Source organism: Streptomyces griseocarneus, from assembly GCF_014655595.1.
GTDB lineage: Bacteria > Actinomycetota > Actinomycetes > Streptomycetales > Streptomycetaceae > Streptomyces > Streptomyces griseocarneus.
Genome location: NZ_BNBL01000002.1, coordinates 491162 through 511832 on the forward strand (window position 1 = coordinate 491162; position 20671 = coordinate 511832).

21 protein-coding genes are annotated in these 20671 nt (G+C 73.0%); 3 read left to right on the forward strand and 18 right to left on the reverse strand.

What is annotated here, in order from left to right:
• Window positions 1-747: an AraC family transcriptional regulator gene (locus tag IE295_RS08060; RefSeq protein WP_190062813.1), complete on the reverse strand. Its 747-nt coding sequence runs from the start codon at window positions 745-747 to the stop codon at window positions 1-3.
• 53 nt (window positions 748-800) lie between these two features.
• Between IE295_RS08060 and IE295_RS08065 the strand changes: the two genes are divergently transcribed.
• Entirely contained in the window at window positions 801-2060 is a 1260-nt protein-coding gene (locus tag IE295_RS08065) for an MFS transporter (RefSeq protein WP_372479692.1), read from the forward strand.
• 16 nt (window positions 2061-2076) lie between these two features.
• On the opposite strand, the gene IE295_RS08070 is transcribed toward IE295_RS08065, so the two are convergent.
• Window positions 2077-2571 (reverse strand): DUF4279 domain-containing protein, encoded by a 495-nt coding sequence (locus IE295_RS08070; RefSeq protein WP_190062814.1) that lies wholly within the window; start codon window positions 2569-2571, stop codon window positions 2077-2079.
• Window positions 2572-2710: 139 nt separating this feature from the next.
• On the opposite strand from IE295_RS08070, the gene IE295_RS33360 reads away from it, so the two are divergent.
• Entirely contained in the window at window positions 2711-3115 is a 405-nt protein-coding gene (locus IE295_RS33360) for a hypothetical protein (protein WP_224323528.1), read from the forward strand.
• Window positions 3116-3220: 105 nt separating this feature from the next.
• Here IE295_RS33360 and IE295_RS08080 read toward each other — a convergent pair whose 3' ends face one another.
• The 4 genes from IE295_RS08080 to IE295_RS08095 all read right to left on the reverse strand — a co-directional run bounded on the left by IE295_RS08080 (window position 3221) and on the right by IE295_RS08095 (window position 6719).
• Complete coding sequence (locus IE295_RS08080) at window positions 3221-5266, reverse strand: hypothetical protein (protein WP_190062815.1); 2046 nt, start codon at window positions 5264-5266, stop codon at window positions 3221-3223.
• 323 nt (window positions 5267-5589) lie between these two features.
• A complete protein-coding gene (locus IE295_RS08085; RefSeq protein ID WP_190062816.1) occupies window positions 5590-5859 on the reverse strand; it encodes a DUF6296 family protein in 270 nt (89 codons plus the stop codon).
• A 196-nt stretch (window positions 5860-6055) separates the two neighbouring features.
• The gene (locus IE295_RS08090; RefSeq protein ID WP_190062817.1) at window positions 6056-6277 is read right to left on the reverse strand and encodes a hypothetical protein; all 222 of its coding nucleotides are present in this window, start codon (window positions 6275-6277) and stop codon (window positions 6056-6058) included.
• Window positions 6278-6362: 85 nt separating this feature from the next.
• Window positions 6363-6719, reverse strand: coding sequence for a zinc ribbon domain-containing protein YjdM (locus IE295_RS08095; RefSeq protein ID WP_190062818.1), 357 nt, complete (start codon window positions 6717-6719; stop codon window positions 6363-6365).
• A gap of 202 nt (window positions 6720-6921) precedes the next feature.
• Here IE295_RS08095 and IE295_RS08100 point away from each other — a divergent pair, with 202 nt between their 5' ends.
• A complete protein-coding gene (locus IE295_RS08100) occupies window positions 6922-7761 on the forward strand; it encodes an SDR family NAD(P)-dependent oxidoreductase (RefSeq protein WP_190062819.1) in 840 nt (279 codons plus the stop codon).
• 48 nt (window positions 7762-7809) lie between these two features.
• Here the strand turns inward: IE295_RS08100 and IE295_RS08105 are convergent, their stop codons facing one another.
• The 12 genes from IE295_RS08105 to IE295_RS08160 all read right to left on the reverse strand — a co-directional run bounded on the left by IE295_RS08105 (window position 7810) and on the right by IE295_RS08160 (window position 20479).
• Window positions 7810-8526: a ribonuclease H family protein gene (locus IE295_RS08105; RefSeq protein WP_190062820.1), complete on the reverse strand. Its 717-nt coding sequence runs from the start codon at window positions 8524-8526 to the stop codon at window positions 7810-7812.
• 30 nt (window positions 8527-8556) lie between these two features.
• On the reverse strand, window positions 8557-8919 hold the full coding sequence (locus tag IE295_RS08110; RefSeq protein ID WP_190062821.1) for a hypothetical protein: 363 nt from the start codon (window positions 8917-8919) through the stop codon (window positions 8557-8559).
• A gap of 103 nt (window positions 8920-9022) precedes the next feature.
• The gene (locus IE295_RS08115; RefSeq protein ID WP_190062822.1) at window positions 9023-9550 is read right to left on the reverse strand and encodes a nucleoside 2-deoxyribosyltransferase; all 528 of its coding nucleotides are present in this window, start codon (window positions 9548-9550) and stop codon (window positions 9023-9025) included.
• Window positions 9551-9573: 23 nt separating this feature from the next.
• Window positions 9574-10191, reverse strand: coding sequence for a class I SAM-dependent methyltransferase (locus tag IE295_RS08120; RefSeq protein ID WP_190062823.1), 618 nt, complete (start codon window positions 10189-10191; stop codon window positions 9574-9576).
• A 64-nt stretch (window positions 10192-10255) separates the two neighbouring features.
• Window positions 10256-12142: a hypothetical protein gene (locus IE295_RS08125; protein WP_190062824.1), complete on the reverse strand. Its 1887-nt coding sequence runs from the start codon at window positions 12140-12142 to the stop codon at window positions 10256-10258.
• A 101-nt stretch (window positions 12143-12243) separates the two neighbouring features.
• Window positions 12244-13473, reverse strand: coding sequence for an MFS transporter (locus IE295_RS08130; protein ID WP_190062825.1), 1230 nt, complete (start codon window positions 13471-13473; stop codon window positions 12244-12246).
• Between the two features lie 76 nt (window positions 13474-13549).
• Complete coding sequence (locus IE295_RS08135) at window positions 13550-14803, reverse strand: ATP-grasp domain-containing protein (protein ID WP_224323529.1); 1254 nt, start codon at window positions 14801-14803, stop codon at window positions 13550-13552.
• Window positions 14800-15978 (reverse strand): DegT/DnrJ/EryC1/StrS family aminotransferase, encoded by a 1179-nt coding sequence (locus tag IE295_RS08140; protein WP_190062826.1) that lies wholly within the window; start codon window positions 15976-15978, stop codon window positions 14800-14802. The genes IE295_RS08135 and IE295_RS08140 overlap by 4 nt, the downstream gene beginning before the upstream one ends.
• Window positions 15975-17138, reverse strand: coding sequence for an arginine 2,3-aminomutase (gene blsG / locus IE295_RS08145; RefSeq protein ID WP_190062827.1), 1164 nt, complete (start codon window positions 17136-17138; stop codon window positions 15975-15977). Before blsG ends, IE295_RS08140 begins: the two co-directional genes overlap by 4 nt.
• 84 nt (window positions 17139-17222) lie before the next feature.
• Entirely contained in the window at window positions 17223-18101 is an 879-nt protein-coding gene (gene blsF / locus IE295_RS08150) for a CGA synthase-related protein (protein WP_224323530.1), read from the reverse strand.
• A 59-nt stretch (window positions 18102-18160) separates the two neighbouring features.
• Window positions 18161-19153 carry a cytosylglucuronate decarboxylase gene (gene blsE / locus IE295_RS08155; protein ID WP_190062828.1) on the reverse strand — a complete coding sequence of 331 codons (993 nt, stop codon included), beginning with the start codon at window positions 19151-19153 and terminating at the stop codon, window positions 18161-18163.
• A 60-nt stretch (window positions 19154-19213) separates the two neighbouring features.
• Window positions 19214-20479 (reverse strand): hydroxymethylcytosylglucuronate/cytosylglucuronate synthase, encoded by a 1266-nt coding sequence (locus IE295_RS08160; RefSeq protein WP_190062829.1) that lies wholly within the window; start codon window positions 20477-20479, stop codon window positions 19214-19216.
• Window positions 20480-20671 lie beyond the last annotated feature (192 nt).

Here is a 20671-nt window from a genome sequence, read left to right on the forward strand (position 1 = left end):
TCAGGGACGCCGGTTGTGGGCGCCGGGGGTGTACCCGAACGAGCGGCGGAAGACGTCGATGAAGGCGCTGGGGGAGGACCATCCGCAGCGGTGGGCGACGGCGGTGACGGGCACGTCGTCGGCCAGCATGCGCAGGGCGTGGTAGAGGCGGGCCTGGGTGCGCCACTGGGGAAAGGTCATGCCGAGCTCGGAGCGGAAGAGGCGGCTGAGGGTGCGCTCGCCGGCTCCCGCCGCGGCGCCCAGGGCGGCGAGGGTACGGGGGTCCGCCGGGTCGTCGCGGAGGATCGCGCAGACGGCCGTCAGGCGGGGGTCGGCCGGGGCGGGCAACCGCAGGGGCTGCCGGGGTGAGGCGCGCAACTGGTCGCGGAGCACGGCGAGCAGGCGCCGGCGTTCGGCGCCGGTGTCGTCGGGGGCGCGCGTGTAGGCGAGGATCAGCTCGCGCAGCAGCGGGCTGACGGCGAGGACGGTGGGCGCGTCCAGGCCGAGCGGGTTGTCGTCGGCGGGCAGCCCGACCAGGTGCAGCTCGAGGTGGCCGTGGGCGCGGGGGGCGTGGACGGTCCCCGCAGGAACCCAGATGGCGCGCGTTCCGGGCGCGAACCACGTGCCGGCGTCGGTGGTGACGGACAGGACGCCCGAGCCCGCGTAGATGATCTGGTGGTCGTCGTGGCAGTGCGCGTCGATGTGTTCCCCGGCGGCCAGGGTCCGGGCGCGCGTCGGGGCCTGCGGCATGTGGCGGATTGTCGACACGGATTGGCAGTTTATCGAAAGCACGACACGCGCGGCGTTGCCACGATCAAGAGGTGTCAGCCAACCGCACCGCCTCAGCCGTCCCAACCGCCTTACGGAACAGGCCCCGGCCCATCACCCTGCTGTCCCTGGGCCATGCCTGCGTCGACATCTACCAGGGGGCGGTGGCCGCGCTGGTGCCGTACCTCGTCTCCGAGCGGGCCTACACCTACGCCGCGGCCTCCGGCATCGTCCTGGCCGTCTCCCTGCTCTCGTCGGTGGTGCAGCCGCTGTTCGGGGCGTTCACCGACAAGTGGTCCATGCCGTGGCTGCTGCCGGTCAGCACGCTGCTGGGCGGCGCCGGCGTCGCACTGAGCGGCGTCGGCGGCTCGTACGCCCTCACCCTGACCGTGGTCGCCGTGTCCGGCATCGGCATCGCCGCCTACCACCCCGAGGCCGCCCGGGTGGCCCGTGGCGCCGGCCGCGGCAGTCACACCGCGATGGGCTGGTTCTCGCTCGGCGGGAACCTCGGCTTCGCCGCCGGCCCCCTGATGGTCTCCGCCGTCATCGCCACCGGCGGTCTGCGGGCCTCGCCGCTCCTGGTCGTCCCCGCCCTCGCCGGCGCGGCCCTGAGCATGGCCGCGTTACGGGCCGTCAAGGCCCCGGCCGCGACGGCCACGGCGGCCGCCGGCGCGGGCGAGGCCGCGGCCAGGGACGACTGGCGGTCCTTCGTCACGCTGTCCGGGGCCATCGTGTGCCGCTCGATCGTCTTCGTCGGCCTGAGCACGTTCATCTCGCTCTACGCCCGCCAGCGCACCGGCGGCGGCGACCTCTCCGGCACGGCCGCCCTGTTCGTGCTCTACCTCGGCGGCGCGGTGGGCACCGTGGCCGGAGGGAAACTCGCCACCCGCTACGGCCGCATCAGGGTCGTCCGGTGGTCCTACGCCCTGACCGTCCTCGCCGTCGCCGGCGTCGTCCACGTCCCGGGCCCGCCGCTCTACCTCTTCGTCGCGCTCACCTCCGCCGGCCTGTACGTGCCCTTCTCCCTGCACATCACCCTCGGCCAGGACTACCTGCCCCGGCGCATGGGCACCGCCTCCGGCGTCACCATGGGCCTGGCCGTCAGCGTCGGCGGCCTCGCCGGTCCCGCCATCGGCGCCATGGCCGACGCCACCTCCCTCCAGACCGCCCTCACCCCCCTGATCGCCCTGCCCGCCCTCGCCTGGCTCCTCCTGCGCACCCTGCACGAACCCGTCGTCGCGCCATCAGATCCCCCCGCCGGTCCTGCTGATGCCGCGGCCCCGGCACGAGCGGAGGCGGACGGGGGGACGTGACCCGGGCGGAGTGATCTCAGCGCCGCGGAGTGGCCGGCGTCCGGGCGTCACCTTCGGGTGCGTCCGGGCTCATGTCGTACTCGTCGACGTCGACGACCGCCCCGGTCGCCGCGAGGAAGTCCAGTACGTCGCGGCCCAGATGCCAGCCGAAGAGGTTCGGCCCTTCCGGCCCGCACGCCTCGTCCGTGTCCTCGACGTCGTTGAAGCAGCGCACGACGTGCAGGGCCGCCGACGGGTCCGGCCCTTCCCGGTCCAGTTTTCGCGCCAGCGCGGCGATGCGGTCCGTGTGAGGCCGGAGCCGGTCCAAAACGTGCGCGATCTGTTCGTCGACCCGCAGGCCAGGCTCTCGGCACACGACCTTCCAGCTGTGGCAGACCGGTATGACCGGATCGGTGAACCGGCTTCCGCGCACCCGGGTCTCGTCGGGCTCGAGGCCCAGTTCCGCGGTCATCTCCCGCGCGCTGGTACGTGTGCTGGTCAGCGCGAAGTAGGCGTATTGCTGCAGGGGCATCAGTGGAGGTTACCCGAGCGTCCTCTGCCGCACGTACGCTCTTGTGGCTTAAAACCCCTTTGTTATCCATGTGGCGGTCTGGGCAGGCTTGCTCCTGCAGCAATCGGAAATCCTTTCGTCCGTCAAGAGGAGAGACGTCATGAAGCTCACCGTCCGGACCGGGATCGCCGCAGCGGTCGCCGTGGGAGCCCTCGCCGTGGCTGTCGCACCGGCTTCCGCCGCCGTCGGCGGCGGGGACGCCCGTGCGGCGGCGGGTGCGCACGCGGTGGTGCCGAACCCGAAGTCGATCAAGCCGGCCGCGTACAACCAGGCGCGGAGCATCCTGGCCAACGCCGGGAGCCAGACGGCGGCCAAGTCGCATCCCATTCACGGGAAGGACGACGTGCCGGTCGGCTACGGGACCAGCCTGCTGGCCGCGTCCCGGGACGAGTTCCGGCACACCGACCGGAAACTGCCGGCCAAGCAGAAGAAGTCCGGCATGTCCATCCCGCACTACAACGCGATCCACAGCGCGGCGAAGGTGATGGGCATCGACCGCTGGTGACGCGCTAGTCATCGGCATGTGAACGGCCCCGCTCCGGTGACACGGGAGCGGGGCCGGACGCGCGCCATCACACCAGGGATCCGGCTGCCGCGCCCGGGCCGCCGGCTACCCGAAGCGGACGGGGATGCGGGAGTGCGCGGCGAGCGCGGTGATCAGATCGTCCTCCGGGATTCCGGTCAGCCCGATGCGGTAGCCCCCTTCGTCGGGCGACCACAGCCGGGCCGACGGGCCGGATTCCGGTACGTGCGCGCGGTACGCGGGGATGGCGACGAGTTCGCCGAACGGAGGCGCCGTGATGCGGAGCGATCGCAGGTCGGCCCACTTCAGGTGGACCGGGACGTCGCTGTCGGTGGCGAGGAACGTCAGGCCGGACGTGCTCACCCGCAGGCGTTTGCCGTCCAGCGAGGGCAGGGACTTCTTGAGGAGGGCGTAGAGCCCGAAGGCCAGGAGAGGCAGCGCCAGGAGCTCCAGGGGCCCGCTCGTGGTCGAGACCCACGCGTACCACCCCACGAGCGTCGCCGCGGCCGACACCAGCCAGCACAGACAGCGGCCGGCACGGGCCGCCCGCGTCTCCCGCAGCCACGTGTCGCTCTCCAGCCCCCAGCCCTCGGCCTCCCCGGGGAAGGGCTGGTCCGGGCTCACCTCGTAGCGCTCCTTGCCGCCGTCCCGGGGGCCGGGGGGCTCGTCGCGGAAGGGCAGGCGGGCCGACGGCGTGCGGTAGCGCCCTCCCGCGTAGCGGTCCAGGGCGGCGGTGACCGCCTTCTCCTCGGCGCCGATCATGTTCAGTGCCGCGATGATGTAGCGGTCGTGATGCCAGAAGGGCCGCTTGTGCGTCCCCTCCGCCGGGGCGCTTCCGTCGGCCGGAACGGCCGTGAGGACAAGAGCCGCGCCATTCGTGCCGGGAGCCGACTGGACCTCCACCCTGGAGAGGGAGGCCCATGGCCAGCTCCAAGGGCCTTCGCTCCGCAGCAGCGTGTCGACGCGCAGGCCGTGCTCGTCGATCCGCAGGCTCGGCACGGTCAGCGCGGAAACACAGAAGGCGAGAAGCCAGAACGGCAGGGCGAGCGCGGCGAAGCCCAGGGCGACCCAGTGCCACGGCGAGGGGAGCGGCACGCTCGCCATGGCGAAGAAGCCCACCACGACGGCCGGGCCGATGGCCCGCTCGAAGGCCCGCCTGCACCGGACCCGCGGGGACGGCCTGTGCTCCAGCGGCTGTTCACCGGAGTGGCCGGAGTGGGAGGAGCGGCGGCGGGCGGGACGCGTCCGGCCCGTGACAACCCCCAGCTCATGGAGTGCCGCTCTGACCCGGCGCGCCCGCCGGAGGGTGGGAATGAGCCCGAGAGGGCTCAGCGAACGGAGCCCGCCGGCGTCGTCGACGGTGAAGAGCGCCCCGTCGTAGCGGTAGGGCGGAAGGCGCAGGCCGATCCGGGCCGCCGCGCGCACCGCCGCGTCCCATTCCGCCGCGTGGTCGCGGTAGTGAGCGGCGCCGTCGTACCTGCTGACGAGCGGATGGCCGAGATAGGGGCTGGCGGAATAGCGGATGACCGGCGTGATCGGGAATTCCGGCATGATGAACACCGTGCGGTCCAGCGCCCCGTGATCGCGGAGCCATTTCATTTCCCAGAGCGTTCCCGCGTTCGCCGAGGGAATGAGCACGATCAGCGAGGCCGACGAGGCGAGGCAGGCGACCGGCCCCTGCCAATGGCTGCCGCGCAGGACGACCCTCCCCGCACCGATCTGTATGTCCCCCTCGCGCCCTGCCGCGATCAACGGCAGATCGCGTGGCAGTGCGGCGTGCAGAAGAGTCTCCAGGTCCTGGTGGACCGGGACTCCGCCTCCGCCCTCCGAAGGCTCGGCCGGCTGGCTGATGAGCCGTTGGGTCGTGTCGAACGGCCGTAAGTAGACCGCGAACCGGGGCCGCGCGTCCGGCCGGCGCGTACCGCGCGGCGCCCGGTGGAAGCGGATGGCCTCCATGGTGAGCCGGCGGGCCTGGGCGTTCCGCCGCCGCTGCTCCCTGCGGACGTCACGCCGGGAGGCCCGGTACAGCAGCCATCTGGGGAATATCAGGGCGGCCAGGAGTGCGTAGGCGATGATCTCGCCGTCGGGCCGTGACCGGCCGGTCCATGCCCACAGCTGTATGAGCAACGGCATGTGGGCCGCACTGAGGATCCAGGTGAACGGTGATATGCGAACGCCCTGGGCGCGCCGGTACAACTCGACGGACCAAAGGGACAGGGCACTGAGAGCGATGCCGTAGAGAAGTGATGTTTCCTGGAGCCGATCCCACACTTCGGCGTGGTCCGGCCAGAGTGATACGGCACTGTTTATGGCACGGTCCGTCAATGTCGCCCCCCGAAGGACGTCCCCGCCGTCGCACCTCCGGGCGGCCTGGCGTGATGACGCCTGGCTTGATTGTGCCCATTATCGTCATACAAATAAAGGTGTCTGCGTCGTGTGACGCGCGCGGGCCGGCCTCAATGGTTGTGACCACGGCCCATGACCTGTGCCACCCAGCCGTACGGCAGCTCGTTCCCGTCGACCGTCACCTTTTCGACCGCGCGCGTCTCGGGATCGATCTCGGCCTGCACGCCGTCCCCCTCGTAGACCGGAGAGCCGGAGACGCCCACCTCGCCGGTGGCCTCGACGATCGCGGAACGCAGCGGGGCACCGTGCCGGGGGCGGTTGTCCTCGTCGGTGAGCTGGGGCCTGAGGACGACGGTGTAGCGGTCGGGTTGGGCGCTCATGGTCCGCCAGGCTATCCGCGCGGCGGGGCGACGGCCGGGGCGACCGGGCCGGGCCGTGTCCGAATGGGCGAAAGGCCCCGCCGCCCCGTCCGCCGCGCGGGTGACGGCCCGGTGATCCCGCAGCCGGGTGTCCGATCGCTTCGATCGCTTCGATCACGCCGGGCTGTGCCGCGCCCCGAAGGCGCCACCCGGACGCTCAGGCGGCCGTCCACTCGTGGGGCCGGCCGCCCACCCACTCCACCACCTCGGGATCGTCGAGCAGCTCCTCGGCATCGGGCAGGCCGGCCCGGCGGAGGAATTCCACGACGTCGGCGTCGTTGTAGGCCACGCCGAGGGCGTGCTCGACGCCCTGCCGGCGGACGACCACATGACGTCCGCCCCCGGCGTCGAGCCTGTGTACGGACACGGGCGCGGCCATGGCACCAGAGTGCGTTCCGCCGGCGCTCCGCGCACCCGGGCCCGCGGTGACCGCGATGACCGCGGGCAGGCGCCCGCGTCGTGGGTCAGGCCTTCCTGACCACGCTGGACTTCAGCTGCATGGCGCCGAAACCTTCGATCTTGCAGTCGATGTCGTGGCCGGCCACGCCCTGCACGAGGCGGATGTTGCGCACCTTGGTGCCCGCCTTGATTCCGGTCGGGTGGCCCTTGACCTTCAGGCTCTTGACCACCGTGACGGTGTCACCGTCGGCGAGGACGTTGCCGACCGAATCCCTGATCACTCCGTCCTCGCCCGCACCCTCGGCGGGCTCCGCGCCCGCGGGCGACCACTCGTGTCCGCATTCCGGACAAATCAGGAGCACGCCCATCTCATAGGTGTACGCACTGGAGCATTCGGGGCACGGCGGCAGGTTCTCGGTCATCCGAAGAGTGTATTTCAGCCGCGGAGCCGCAAGACCCACCCTCCGGGGCCCGCCCCTGGCCGGCGCATCCGCTTCCTCCGCCATTTTCACCGTAGCCGAATGAGGGCCCGGAATGCATCGGCTCGCAGATGGATGTCTGTGCGACCGCCGGGTCCCTAATCTTTGTTTTTGAAGCGGCCCCGGCTCGATGCGGAGGAAACGCATGCGCGACCTGGAGAACAAAGTCGCCGTCATCACCGGTGCGGCGAGCGGTATCGGCCGTGGAATGGCCGAGGCGTTCGTCGACGCGGGAATGCGCGTGGTGCTGAGCGACGTGGAAGAGGCCGCGCTTCTTTCCACGACGGCCGGTCTTCGCGACAGGGGCGCGGACGTCCACGCCGTCGTGACCGATGTGTCGAAAGCGGCAGACGTCACCTCGCTCGCCGCGTCCACGCTCGGGAAATACGGCGCGGTACACGTGCTGTGCAACAACGCGGGCGTCTACGCCGGCAGCAAGCCGAGCTGGGAGAGCACGCCCGACGACTGGGCCTGGATCCTCGGGGTGAACCTGATGGGCGTCGTGCACGGAATCCAGGCCTTCCTGCCCGCGATGATCGAGCAGGACGAGGACGCCCACATCGTCAACACCGCGTCGGTGGCGGGTCTGATGACGGGCGGCTCGCTGTACGGCGCGACGAAGTCGGCCGTCGTCGCCCTGTCGGAGACGATCCATCTCGAACTGGTCGGCGGCGGTCACAAGCCGCGGGTATCCGTGCTGTGCCCCGGCCTGGTCGACACGAACATCTTCCATTCCCAGCGCAACCGCCCGGCCCGCTTCCCGGATGCGGGCCCCTTTCCGGGCGGCTGGTCGACCGAAGCCGCCCGGAAGGCGTTCAAGCTCGGGACCAGCCCGCGAACCATCGGCGAGCGGGTGATCGAGGCGATGCGCGAGGAGCGCTTCTACGTCCTGACGCACCCGGAATGGGCGGAGCACATCAGGCACCGGACGACGCAGATCCTCAGCGGCGACGCCCCCACGCTGTTGCCCCCGCCGGGCACCTGACCGGACCACCGCCGGCCCGCGGGAAGAGCCCGCGGGCAGCGGGACCCCTCAGCCCGCCGTCGCCGTGGCGCAGGCGAGGTGGCCCCAGCCGTCGGGGTTCTTCGCGATCGTCTCGCCCTTGTCGTACGACTTCCCGCACCGGCAACGGCCGGGGAACTTCGCCTTGAGCGAGCCCCGGGTCCGTCCGCTGCTCTGCGGCCGCCGCGCCCCCGAGGCGCCCGACGGCTTACGGGCACGACCGCCGGCACCGGCACCGGCACCGGTCATGGCCCCGGCCTCCGGCTCCGGCAGCGGGGAGCCGAGCGAGGTGCCGGCGGCGAGCTGCGTGCGGGCGGTGTGGCTGGCGGCCGCGTCCGCGACGGCGTTGAGGGGGTCGCCGTCGACCTGGTGGGCCGGAACGTAGACGAAGTCGACCGTGCGGCCGGCCAGCAGCTCGTCGATCCGCATCACGAGCGGCTGGTTGGCCACCGGGGTGCCCGAAGCGGTCTTCCAGCCCTTCCGCTTCCAGCCCGGCAGCCACGTCGTCACGGCCTTCATCGCGTACTGGGAGTCCATCCGCACCTCCAGGGGCACGGCCGGGTCGGTGGCCTCCAGCAGCTCCTGGAGCGCGGTCAGTTCGGCGACGTTGTTCGTCGCGGTGCCCAGGGGCCCGGCCTCCCAGCGGCGGACCTCGCCCGTGGCGTCCCCGATGACCCAGGCCCAGGCGGCGGGCCCGGGATTCCCCTTCGACGCGCCGTCACACGCGGCGATGATCTTCTCGTGCATCCCTCTATGGTGCCAGCCCGCCAAGGGCGGTCAGACCGTCTTCACGCGCAGCACGGCGAGGAGGATCAGGATCACGGGCGGCAGGAGCCACCACGGCCCCAGCGTGCGGCGCGCGGAACGGGTGAGGGTGAGGAGCAGCGCGAGGCCGCTGACGTGCAGCGCGATGAAGCAGACCGCCGAGATGCCGGTATAGGCGTTGTCGTCCCAGATGCCGTCGGGGTGGACCATGTACGCGGAGCCGACCAGGAACGCCGACAGCAGGTGCAGGAGGACCAGCGGCCCGCCGATCACCATGCGGAGACAGCCCAGCTCTCCCGGCTCGCCGCTGTCGTTCGGGCCGTAGGGCGGAGGCAGGTCCGCGGGCCTCTGGGGCTCGGTGGGTACGGGGGGCATCGCCGGGTGTTCCTCACGCTCTCGGGGCCGTGATCGGCCCCGGTCGCGATCACCGTACAGAGGCCGATGGCCGCCGCGGTGCCCGGGTGCGGCGGCCGGCCGTTCAGCGTTCGCCCCTTTCCTCCCGGCGGCGGGCCACCACCTGGTGCAGGGCCTTGTCGACGGCGGTCAGGGCGCCGGCGACGTCGGTGTGGAGGACGTACTCGACCGTGGCCACCGTGTGCAGGCCCTGGACGAGGAAGGTGTAGTCCCGGCCCCGCTCCAGGAGCAGGACGATCGGTTTGCCGAAGGCACTGGCCCAGCCGATCTCGATGTGGGTGCCGGGAGAGGCGGGGGAGCCCGGGAGGGCGACGAAGGCGTCGGCCTTGCGGATCTCCTCCTGGTCGATGCGGGTGCACACCTCCGGGCGCATCAGGTCCGCTCCCCACGCCTCGCGGCGGTGCGCGTTGTGGACGGAGAGGCCCTGCGCCTCGAAGTGCTTGATCAGGGTGTCGAAGGGGGAGCGGGCGCTCTCGGGCATCTCTCCGGTGGCCGGGTCCAGGAGCTGGAGGAAGGGGCCGGCGAGGAAGACCGAGCGGATGCCCGGGGGGTGGGTCACGGCGTCGGCGGCGGGGCGGGGCGCGGATGTCATCGAAGCCTCCAAGGCGGGCGTCGTCAGTCCTTGCGGAAGCACTGGATGTAGGCGTCGCCGCTGGTCCCGTGGGTGTACGTGGTCGTGTCGTACGCCACGTACGGGTGGCGCTCGACCCGGATGGTGCGGAAGTGCGGCAGGTACTGCCAGCGGAGCTCGGGCCTGGTGCTGAAGAACGGGATGAACACCCCGCCGGGGCGCAGGACGCGGACGACCTCCGGCATGGTCCGGGCCCACAGGTCCTTGTCCGTCCAGACGTCCATGTCGAGGGCCGGGTCGAAGAACATGCCGTCGACGCTCTCCGACGGCAGCTCGAAGACCCGCCGGAAGAAGTCGCCGCGCTCGATGGAGAGGTTGCCGGGCAGGTGCGGGTGCCGGGCGCGGAAGAGGTCCTCGACCTCGTCGAAGAGCTCGAGGACGGTGTGACTGCGGGTGGCGGGGTTGCCGGCGATGCGCAGGGCGGACAGGCCGAGGCCCAGGCCCACTTCGTAGAAGTCGTGGCCGTACTCGCACAGCATGTCGGCGCTCGCCCACATGAGGTCGCGTTCCCACGCCTGCATGGCCTGTTCGCCGTCGATGCTCAAGGTCACCTCGCCGTCGCGTTCGACGAGTTCGATCGCGGGCGTGGTCTGGTTCTCCATGACAACCGTCCATTCGTCCGTCGGGGCTGGCCGATGGTGGCTCAGCTGGGTGCGGCGGGCCGCCTCACGCGCGGCGCGGTACGACGCCGAAGTGGCGCCGGGCGGTGGAGACGGCGAGGTCCTGCACGGCGAAGACCGTGAAGTAGTAGGCCTGGGGAGCGGTGGCCTCGGCGAACCGCACCCGGAAGAGCACGTCCCGGGGCTCCTCGTGCGAGCCCCGCACCTTGACGGTGACCGGCTCGACCGTGGTGTCCTCGCGCAGGTACGTCGGCACGAAGAGGCCCAGCCGTACGGGGCCGGGCCGGGACGCGGTGAGCGTGGCGCGCACCTGGAGCACCCCGCCCTGTTCGACCTCGTCGTCCGCGTACGCCAGCAGTGCGGGCGCGTCGGGCACCCGGAAGGTGACGTCGCCGCAGCGCATGCAGACCGCGCAGGTGGTGTCCAGGACGTGCGGGAGCAGACCGCGCCGGGTGAACTCCTGGGCGGGGCGCCCGCAGTGGCAGGTGACCTCCCGCACGTGCGGGTCGAGGGAGCTGCGGTCGCCGAAGTGCGCCGGGTAGTTCATGATCTCGTTCTCGGGGTTCCCGGCGACCTGCTCGGCGATCGCGTGGTCGAGCGACTGCAGGTCCGCGGCGAGCGAGGACCGGATCTCCTCCGGCGACCGGTCGGCGGAGTGGGTGGGGCGGGCCACCCACAGGTCCACCTTGCGGGCGAGCTTGGCCAGCCGGGGGCGCAGGGCGTGGTTGTGCGGCAGCAGGTCGGAGGCGAGCAGGGCGGTGAGCCGGCGGCCCGCGGTGAGGACCAGGGGGTCGGGGCGGTGGTCGGAGGGCTCCGGGGCGGCGGGCGCTTCGTCCGGCTCGCCCGGCATGCCGAAGCGCATGAACGCCGGGTACGGGTGCGAGCCCGCCAGGCTGGCGTTGAGGGTGTCGACCGAGTCCGCGCCGGAGAGCGCGGCGCGCATCCACGCCACGTTCTCGGGCCGGTCCGAGTCGTGCACGGAAACGGCGGAGACCACGGTGCGGGCGGGGCCGTCGAGGGCGTTGAGCAGCAGCTGGTACTTGGGGTCGTAGAGCGCGAGGTCCGCGAGCGGGCCGCTGTTGCAGGCGCTGAGCACCAGCTCCACCGCCTCGACGTGGTGGAGGGGGACGAGCTTGTCCTCCGGCTTGTAGCACGGCAGTCCGTAGGCGCACCGGGGGCCCAGCAGGCCGGGCACGGCCGCGACGGCCGGATTCAGGCCGCAGATGGTGAACTCGCCGAGGTTGACGCTGTCGTCCTTGCCGTGGCCCTGGAAGACGACCCGGCGCCAGCGGGTGCCGAGGATCTCCGCCTGGATGTCGGCCCGCTCGAAGTCGCGGTCGTCGAAGACCCGCACGCCCGGCAGGTGCGGAGGCCGGTCGGTGTCGGTGAACAGGCCCAGTGCCTCGACGTCCGCGTCCGGGCGGGCGTACTGCTTGGCCACGTTCCAGGCCACGGACGCGCCGTCGCGGCCGCTCAGCAGGGTCAGCGCGCGCTCGGGCCCCCGGTAGGTGGCCAGGAGCAGGGCCCGGACGGGGGAGAGGTTCATGCGGTCGTAGGCGCCGACCACCACCAGCGTGCCCGGGTGGCGGTCGTGGAAGCCGTCGTCGTCGAGCTCCTTCTCGTCGAGCCACTCGCGGGCGAGCGGACGGGCCAGCTCCGCCACACCGCAGGGCAGTTCGCCGGCCCCGAGCAGCACGCCGAAGTCCTGGGGCGCCGGCGTGCGGACGGTGCCGTACAGGCCGTTCGCCGCCGCAACGCCGCGCGCCAGGTCGGTACGGCCGTCGACCGGTACGGGCACGGGCGCCCGGCCGGGAGCCGCCAGGAATTCCCCGACGGCCGCGGGGAACCGGTCGAGGGCGACCGTACGGAAGGGGCCGCTGTCCGGCGCGTTGGACGGCTGCTCGGGCCGCCGGCCGTTGACGGCAGGGTTCATGGGACGTTACCTCGTGTTTCTCGGCTGACCTGGACGAGCTGAAAGGACGCTGGAAGAAGGGGGCGGCGGGGCGGGCGGCGGCCGGCAGGGGCCCGGCGCCTTCACGCGGCGCACCGCGCGGGCACGGTCGTACGGCGGCCGAGCAGTCCCCGGCAGGCGAACGCCAGGGCCGCCCCCGCCAGAGCCACGCCCGATGCCACCGCGAACACGCCGTGCGGCCCGGCCGGTTCCACCAGCAGCCCGCCGGCCTGCTGGCCCACGGCGTCCCCCACGACCGTCGCCAACGACGCCCAGGTGAACGCCTCCGTCAGCAGCCTGCTGTCCGCGACCGTGCTGACCAGCGTCATCTCGCAGGCCGACACCAGGGCGATGGGAGCGCTGCCCACCGCCAGGGCCACCCCCAGCGTCAGCTCCGAGACGGCCAGCAGCGGCAGGGCCGTGCCGACGGCGTACGCGAGCACCAGGCGCGGGAAGCGCCGGTGCACCGCCACCTCCGACTGCGAACGCCCCAGCCACAGCGCGCCGACCGCGCTGCCGACGCCCCAGCACGCGTACACCACGCCCGTGCTGCCCGGCGACCCGTGCGCGTCGACGAAGGCCGGAATCGCCAGCGTCATCAGCCCGATGGGCACCGCGCACACGGCCATGACGCCCGTGAGCGCCAGCAGCGCCGGCTCCCTGAGCGGCCCCAGCAGGCTGTGCGCACCGCCGTCCGGACGGGCCTTCCCGCTCTCCGTCCCCGCGGGGAGAGGGGTCAGGGCGAGCCCCAGCGCGCCCACGCCCCCGACCGTCGCCACCGTGGTCAGCGCGAGCCCGGCGGACCCCAGGAGCATCAGGGCCGCCAGCATCAGCGGCGCGCCGATCACCAGCACCTCCGTCAGCAGCGCCTCCCACAGATAGGCGATCTCCCGCTCCTCGTCCCCCAGCGGCAGACGCGCCCACAGCGAGCGCATGCAGGCGTTGGCGGGCGGCAGGGCCACCCCGGCGACGACCGCCGTGAGCGGCTGCGCCCAGTCGCCCGGCCGGGTGGCCCACACCAGCACGGCGAGCGCGGACGGATAGACCAGGCCGGTGGCGACGAGCACCGGGCGCCGCCCCCTGCGGTCGACGTACCGGGCGACGAGCGGGCTGCCCGCCGCCATCCCCACCGTGTACAGGGCGGCCACCATGCCGGCCTGCGCGTAACTGCCGCCCTGCTCCCGGACCACCAGCACCATGGCCAGCGACATCAGGTACACGGGCATCCGGGAGACCACGCTCCACCAGGCCGGTCCCGCGACGTGGCGGCGCGTCAGCAGGTCGAGGAATCGGCGGGGCAAGCCGTTCGTCACTGTCTCGCTCTCCGTTCGGTGGCCGTGCGGTGCTGCCGGGCGGTGCGGGCGCGTACGGGCCGGGGCCCGGCCGGGATCAGGGGTGCGCGGCGGGGGCCTCCCGGGTCCGCGCGGCGGGGACGACGTCGATCGCGAACACGTCCAGGACCTCCCGCATGCGCTGCTCCACCTCGCCGATCGATGTGCCTGTCACATGGACGTACCCCGACGCGTTGTGCGAGGCGCGGCGTGCCGCCACCGCGTCGCCGACGGCCACCCTGAGAACGGCGTCGACCACCCCGGGGATGCGCAACAACTCCTCCCGGGGAGTGACGGCCCGCACGACGCCCGAGCCCGGCAGGGGCAGCAGCAGGTCGCCCGCGCAGCGCCGCTCGCCGTAGCGCAGCGCGGGGCGCCGGCCGAGGTAGACGTCCAGCGTGGCGCCGAAGACGTCGAAGCCGTAGGCGTGGCCGTGGTTGGCGGTGATCTCGCAGCCCGCCAGCCGCACGCCGATCTCGCCGGCGTAGACCTCCCCGTCGACGGCGAAGAACTCCATGTGGACGTAGCCGTGGTCGAGGTGCATGCCGGTGGCGATGCGCTGCAGCAGGGCCCGCAGGTCCACCGGCGGGCCCTCGCCGGTGGCGACGCTGATGTTGGCGTTCATCGCACCGTCGACGATGTCCAGCGGGCGGCACGGCATCGCGCTCGGCCAGGCGTCCAGGACCTCCCCGTCGTGGACGAGGCCGCACACCTCCCACTCGGTGCCGCCGAGATGCTCCTCCACCATCCACTGCCGCGCGCCGAAGTCGATGCCGGCGAGCGAGGACGGCCCGGTCAGCCGGAAGGTGTCCACGCAGGCGAAGGAGTCGGTGGGCTTGAGCACCAGCGGCCAGCCGCACACCGTCGCGAACCGCTCGGCGTCGGCCGCGCGCGCCACGCGCGCGTACCGCGCCGTGCGCAGCCCCAGCTCCCGGAACCGGTCCTTCATGGCGGCCTTGTCCCGCACCCACGCCACCTGCCGTTCCGTCAGATGCGGCAGGCCCGCCAGCGCCGCGAACCGCTGGGCGACGGCCTGCCGGGGCTCCGAGGGGTTGCAGAAGCGCGAGGGACGTACGGGCAGACTGCCGGCCCACGCCTCGTAGCGCCGGACCTCCTCCTCCAGCGGCACCCCTTCGCGCACCCAGAACGCCGGCAGGTGCGCGGTCTCGCGCAGGTAGTCGTCCGACAGGTCGCGGCGGACCTCCGCGAAGCGCAGGAGCACCAGCCGCCCGGCCAGCGCCCGGGCGGCGTACCGGGTGAAGGTGCAGGCGCGGTCGTCCGCCATCAGCAGCACCGGCCCGTCCCCGCTCACACCGCCTCCAGGGCCTGGCGCAGGGCCTTGACGGCGAGGACGTGGTCCTGCTCGCAGAGTTCCGGCGACAGCGGCACGCACAGGGTGCGGTCCAGCAGGTCGCGGGTGCGGGCGAAGCCGTCGCGGCTGAGCAGCAGAGGGTGGTCCGGGGCCAGGCTCCAGGGGAAGCCGTCGGCGTAGAGGGACCGCCGGCCGGTGAACACCGGGTGCTCGGGCAGCAGGTACTTGTCGAGCGTCCAGCTGGCGATGCCGCGCCCGGTGAGCGAGGCCACGGCCGCGTCGCGCAACTCCCTGCTCTCCCAGCGGAACCGCAGGCTGGTCTTCACATCGCCCGTGGCCCGGGGCAGGACGCGCAGGTCCGTGCGGTCCGGCAGGGCGTCCGTGGCGATGGCGTAGTGGCGCTCGAGCCCGGCGAGCACCTCGTCGAGGTGACGGAACTGCTGGAACTGGATGGCGGCCACGCCCTCGCTGGTGACGAAGTTCTCGCCGTAGTGGGCGTCGGGGTTCCACGTCGGGTAGCGGCCGGGCACCCGGGCCGAGCCGTGGTCGTGGTAGCAGCGCATGGTCGCCCACGCGGCGGGGTCGCCCGTCGCGACCAGCCCGCCCTCGCCGGAGGTGAGCACCTTGTTGTGGTGGAAGCTGAACGTGCCCGCGTAACCGGCGGTTCCGGCGTGCCGGCCGTCGGGGAAGACCGCGCCGAGCGCTTGGGCGCAGTCCTCGACGACGTACGGCACCCCGTGCGGCAGCGGGGCCACCGTGCCCTCCATGTGGGCGACGATCACCCGCTCGGTGCCCTCGGGCAGCAGGGTCGTGTCCAGGGACAGGGAGTCGTCGACGTCGACGAGCACGGGGATCAGCCCGCTGGAGAGCACCGCGCCCGCGACGGCCACGAACGTGACCGCCGGCATGTGCACGAGGTCGCCGGTGCGGGGGCGGGTGGAGATCAGGGCCAGCCGCAGGGCCTCGGTGCCGTTGTGCACGGCCAGGACGTGCCGTGCGCCCAGGCGTTCGGCGACGCGGCGCTCCAGGCGGGAGGCGACGCTCTCGCCCTCTGTCTGGTAGCGGAACAGCACGCCCTGCTCGATCGCCTCGCGCAGCTCCCGCATGTCCGACCAGTCGAGGTAGTTGGCCCCGTAGGGCAGGAAACGCTGTCCGAGTCGCTTGTCGAGGCTCATCGCGCATCACGCTCCGTGATCGGGTACGCGGCGGTGTCGACGGCCATCTCCTCGCCCCGGTGATTGCGCAGGCTCAGTCCGTCGGGGGTGCGGGTGAAGTACGGCCGGGCGAGGGGGACCTTGCCGATCCTGGTGGTCAGGACGTACTGCGGCACGCCGAACCCGGTGATGTGGCCCTGCAGGCCCTCCATGATCTCCCAGCCCTTCTCCACGGAGGTCATGAAGTGGGCGACACCGGTGACGTTGTCGCAGTGGTAGAGGTAGTACGGGCGCACGCGGATGCGCAGCAGCTCCGTCATGAGCGTGCGCATCGTGGCGACGTCGTCGTTGATCCCGCGCAGCAGGACGGTCTGGTTGCCCACCGGAACGCCGTGGCGCAGCAGCCGGTCGACGGCGGCGGCCGACTCCTCGGTGATCTCCTTGGGGTGGTTGAAGTGGGTGTTGAGCCACACCGGATGGTGACGGCCGAGCATCGCGCACAGGTCGTCGGTGATGCGCTGCGGCAGCAGCACCGGGAACCGGCTGCCGATGCGGATGATCTCCACGCTGGGGATCGCCCGCAGCCCCGAGACGATCTCCTCGAGCTTGCCGTCCGGGTACGACAGCGGGTCGCCGCCCGTCAGCAGCACGTCGCGGATCTCGGGGTGGTCGGCGATGTAGCGCAGGTCCTCGTCGAACGAGCCGCCCTCGTCGTCACGGAAGTAGGTGCCGGTGAGGTCGGTGGTGTGGAACTTGCGGGTGCAGTGCCGGCAGTAGACCGGGCACGCCTCGGTGACCAGCAGGATCACCCGGTCCGGGTACTTGTGCACCACCCGGTTGGTCCTGCGGTAGTACGTGTCACCGACCGGGTCGACGTCCGTGCCGGGGAAGCGCTCCAGCTCGCCCGGCGCGGGCACGGCCTGCAGGCGGACCGGGCAGGCGGGGTCGTCGGGGTCCATCAGGGACGCGTAGTACGGGGTGATGCTCCAGCGGTACGTGCCCGCCGAGTCGGCGATGGCCTTCTCCTCGTCGGGCGTCAGGCGCAGCCACCGCCGCGCCTTCTCGGTGGTGTTGATGCGCTTGCGCATGTGCCAGCGCCAGTCGTCCCACTCGGCGGCGGGGATGCGGGGCCGGAATCCGGGGTCTGCTGTCGCGTCGTGCTCGCCGGGCGTGCCGGACATGGCGGCTCCAGTGTCGACGGGCGGTCGGTGATTCGTCAGGTGCGGCGCCCGCGTCGCCGCGGAGCGGTGTTCACTGAGCGGTGTTCACGGGGGTGCGAGGGTGAGCTGGCGAAGGTCGCGGGCCACGCGCTGGGCTCCCCGCAGGTCGTCCAGGGCCGGATCGAGCGCGCTCCACGGCACCGCGTCGGCGGAAGGCGCCCACGGGGCGGGGTCGTCGGGGTCGTCGGCCACGGGGACGGGGACCGTGCGGGCCACGCGCCCGGCCAGGTCCCGCTGCGCGTCCCCCAGCGGGGGCAGCAGGGTCAGGGGCGCCCGCCGGGCGTGCGCGAGCACCAGCGCCCCCAGCGTCGGCGAGGCCACGAAGGCCCCGGCGGCGGCGTGCAGCGCGTCGACGTCCACCTCGGCGGCGCGGCGCACCCGCACCCGCCCGGTCCCCTCGAGCGCGGAACGGAGCAGGCCCAGCCGGGTGTCGCAGACCACCTCGCACCGCCCGCCGGCGTCCGCCGCCGTCCGGACCAGCGCCCGCAGCGGCCCGTCCGCGAACGCCTCGGCCTCGCCGTCCGGAACGCCCCAGAGGGACAGCAGGAGCATCGCCCCCGCCCGCACCCGGTCCCGGGCGGTACGGGCCGGAGCCAGGCTCCCCGTGGGCCGGGCGCCCCCCGAGGGCGGCCAGGGACCGGGCAGCCACCCCGGCCGGTGCAGCCGCGACAGCGCCCCGGCCGGCGAAGACGGTGCGGTCGTCCCGGGATGGCCCGAGCGCAGGAGGACCACCGGTACGCCGAGCTCCAGCAGGCGGCGGGCGGCCGCCCGGTCGTCGCAGACCAGCGCCGCGTCCGGCGGAATGCCGCCGTCGGCGTCCGTCGTCGTGGCGAGCCCGCCGAGGTGCGCGGCGACGCGCCGGCACGCCAGCACCGAGTCGAGTTCCTCCTCCCGCGACACCAGCAGCACACGGTGGCGCGGCACGGCGGCGGGTCCCGGTGGTGAACTCTGGTGGCGTGTGGACGCGTTCCCCCCGCCGGGGTTCAGTACCGCCACGGCGGCACCGACCCGAGCCGGGCGACGTCGTCGCTGTAGCCGGCGGCCGTCGTGGAGCAGCCCCCGCACAGGCCGGGGCCGTTCTCGCGGAAGAAGTCGGCGTGCGCCCGGAAGACGGGCGTGTCCAGCAGGACCGTGCCGTTCTCCCGGAAGGGGGCGCCGCCGGCCGGGCCGTCGCCGTCCTCGCGGTGCGGCAGGCAACTGCAGGCGTACATCCGCCCGAACCGTCCGTCGACGTAGATGACGTCGTCCACCACGTGGCACAGCGGCAGGGAGGCGCGCGGGGTCAGGGACCGGGTGAAGTACCGCTGTTGCTCCTCCGCGGTGTCCCCGTAGAACCGTTTGCCCAGCGGAACCAGCAGCGAGCGCGGGTCGGCCTCGTAGACCGGGTCGCACACCTCGCGGACGTGGGCGGGGTCGGGGTAGGTGATGGCGCGTTCCAGCTTCAGCGCGGACAGCTCCCACTGTCGTACGCCCGCCTCGGTGAGGACTTGCTGCAGCAGGGGCATCTCGGTGTAGTTGTGCGGCCCGACGACCGTGTTGACCCGCGTCAGCACGCCGAGCTCGGCGGCGGCGCGCAGCCCGCGCAGACCGTTGTCGAACATGCCGGGGGAGCGGCGGTAGACGTCGTGGGTCGCGCCCGAGCCGCCGTCCAGGCTGACGATCACCTGCGCCAGGCCCGCCGCCGCGAGCCGGCCGGCCATCCTGGGCAGCATCATCCCGTTGGTGATGAGCGACATCCGCATGCCGGCCGCCGTGCCCGCGCGCACCAGTTCCACGACGTCCTGGTGCATCAGGGGCTCGCCGCCGGTGAAGCGTACGTACCCCACTCCGGCGGCGAGGGCCTTGGGCAGCAGGTCGTCGAAGTCGGCGGGGGAGAAGCGGTAGGCGTCGCGGGAGAGCGCGAACTCGCACATGAAGCAGTCGGCGTTGCAGGCTTCCAGGATCCTGATGAAGAGATAGCGCTGACGCTCACGCATCGGGACGAGGCCTTTCGGTGGCGAGGTCGGGAGGCGGGGGCGGGGGGCGAGGGCCCGGGTTCAGGCGTCCGGCGGCGACTGTCCCGCCGCCGTCAGCACGGCGTCGGCCACCTGAGCCGCGCCCCCGGTGCCGACGGCCGTGGCGAGCGCCCCCCAGTCGGCGGCCGCGGCGGTGCGCCGCAGGGCGGCCAGGATGCGGTCGCTCAGCGCCGCCACCACGCGGTCGGCGTCCGTGCGCGCGGCCGCCTGGCCGATCGCTTCGTAGATCAGTTCCAGCGCGTGGTCCTCGCCCTTCGCGCGCAGCGCCAGGGCCTCGTCCTCGCGCAGGACGTCCTCGGGCCAGGTGACCCGGACGTCGGCGTCGACCGCGCGGCTGTGGAACCGGCCGTTGAAGATCTGGCTGAGGTTCTGCGGGGGCAGGCAGAGCGTGGGCACGCCCAGGCTGCCGGCCTCCAGCAGCGTGGTGAGCCCCGGGGAGGCGAGGAGCGCGTCGCAGCCGGCCAGTTCGGCGAGGAACGCGCCGTGGGGGAGCGCCCCGGCCGTCACCCGCAGGGGAAGGGGGGCGCGGCCGACGAACTCGGCGAGCAGCCCGGCCGGGAGATTGCCCGCCAGCCGGACCTCGCGCACGCCGTGGGCGGCGAGCGCCTCGAGGACGGCGGGGACGACCAGGCGCGGGTAGCTCGTCCAGTCGGCGAGCTTCGGCGCGCGCAGGCCGCCGAGGCTGACGACGACCTTGCGGCAGGGCCGTCCGGCGCCTCCGCCCGCGCGGGGCACGGGGGGCGTGCCGACGATCGCCTCGACCCAGCGCAGCCGGGGAATGGACGCCAGGATCTCCTGGCACTCGGGCGGGAGTTCGACGGAGCGCTGGGCGCAGTAGACCGTCGCGTCGAGCGGCAGCGCGGAGCGGTCGCCCTCGGTCCACAGGAACGGCAGGCTGTCGACGAACACGGTCGGCACGCCGGCGGCCTCCAGGGCCCCCGCGACCGGCCCGTCCAGCACGACCACGGCCGCCTTGACCCCTTCGGTCCGTACGAGCTCCTCGAGCATGTCCTGGACGGCCGGTCCGGACTCCGGCAGGTCGTACCAGCGTTCGACGGGGTGCTGGCTCAGCAGGAGGCGGCCGATGCCGGAGGCGAGCCCGACGAACCGCAGCGGCACCGGTGACCTCTCGCGCAGCGCGGACAGCACCGCGCTCAGCTTTCCCGAGCTGCCCCAGCCGAACTCGGCCCCCGAGAGGGCGACGGTGAGGGCCTCCCGGCCCGGTGCGGGGCCGGAGGAGGCGCTGGGGGAGAGGTGGGGCGGACGGACATCGGGAGCTCGACGCATCAGTGTCTTTTCCGGCTTCCTCGGGCGGGCCGTGGCCCGTCGGACGAGCAGGGAGGAGCGGCGGCCGCCGGTGGAGCGGTCGCGCCGCGGTGAGGGGTGCCGGAGTCAACGTTCACGCATGGCCGCCGATGACACAAGGGCATCATCGCCTGAATTCGGTCAGGTGATGAGGAGTCAGGTGACAGGCGATAA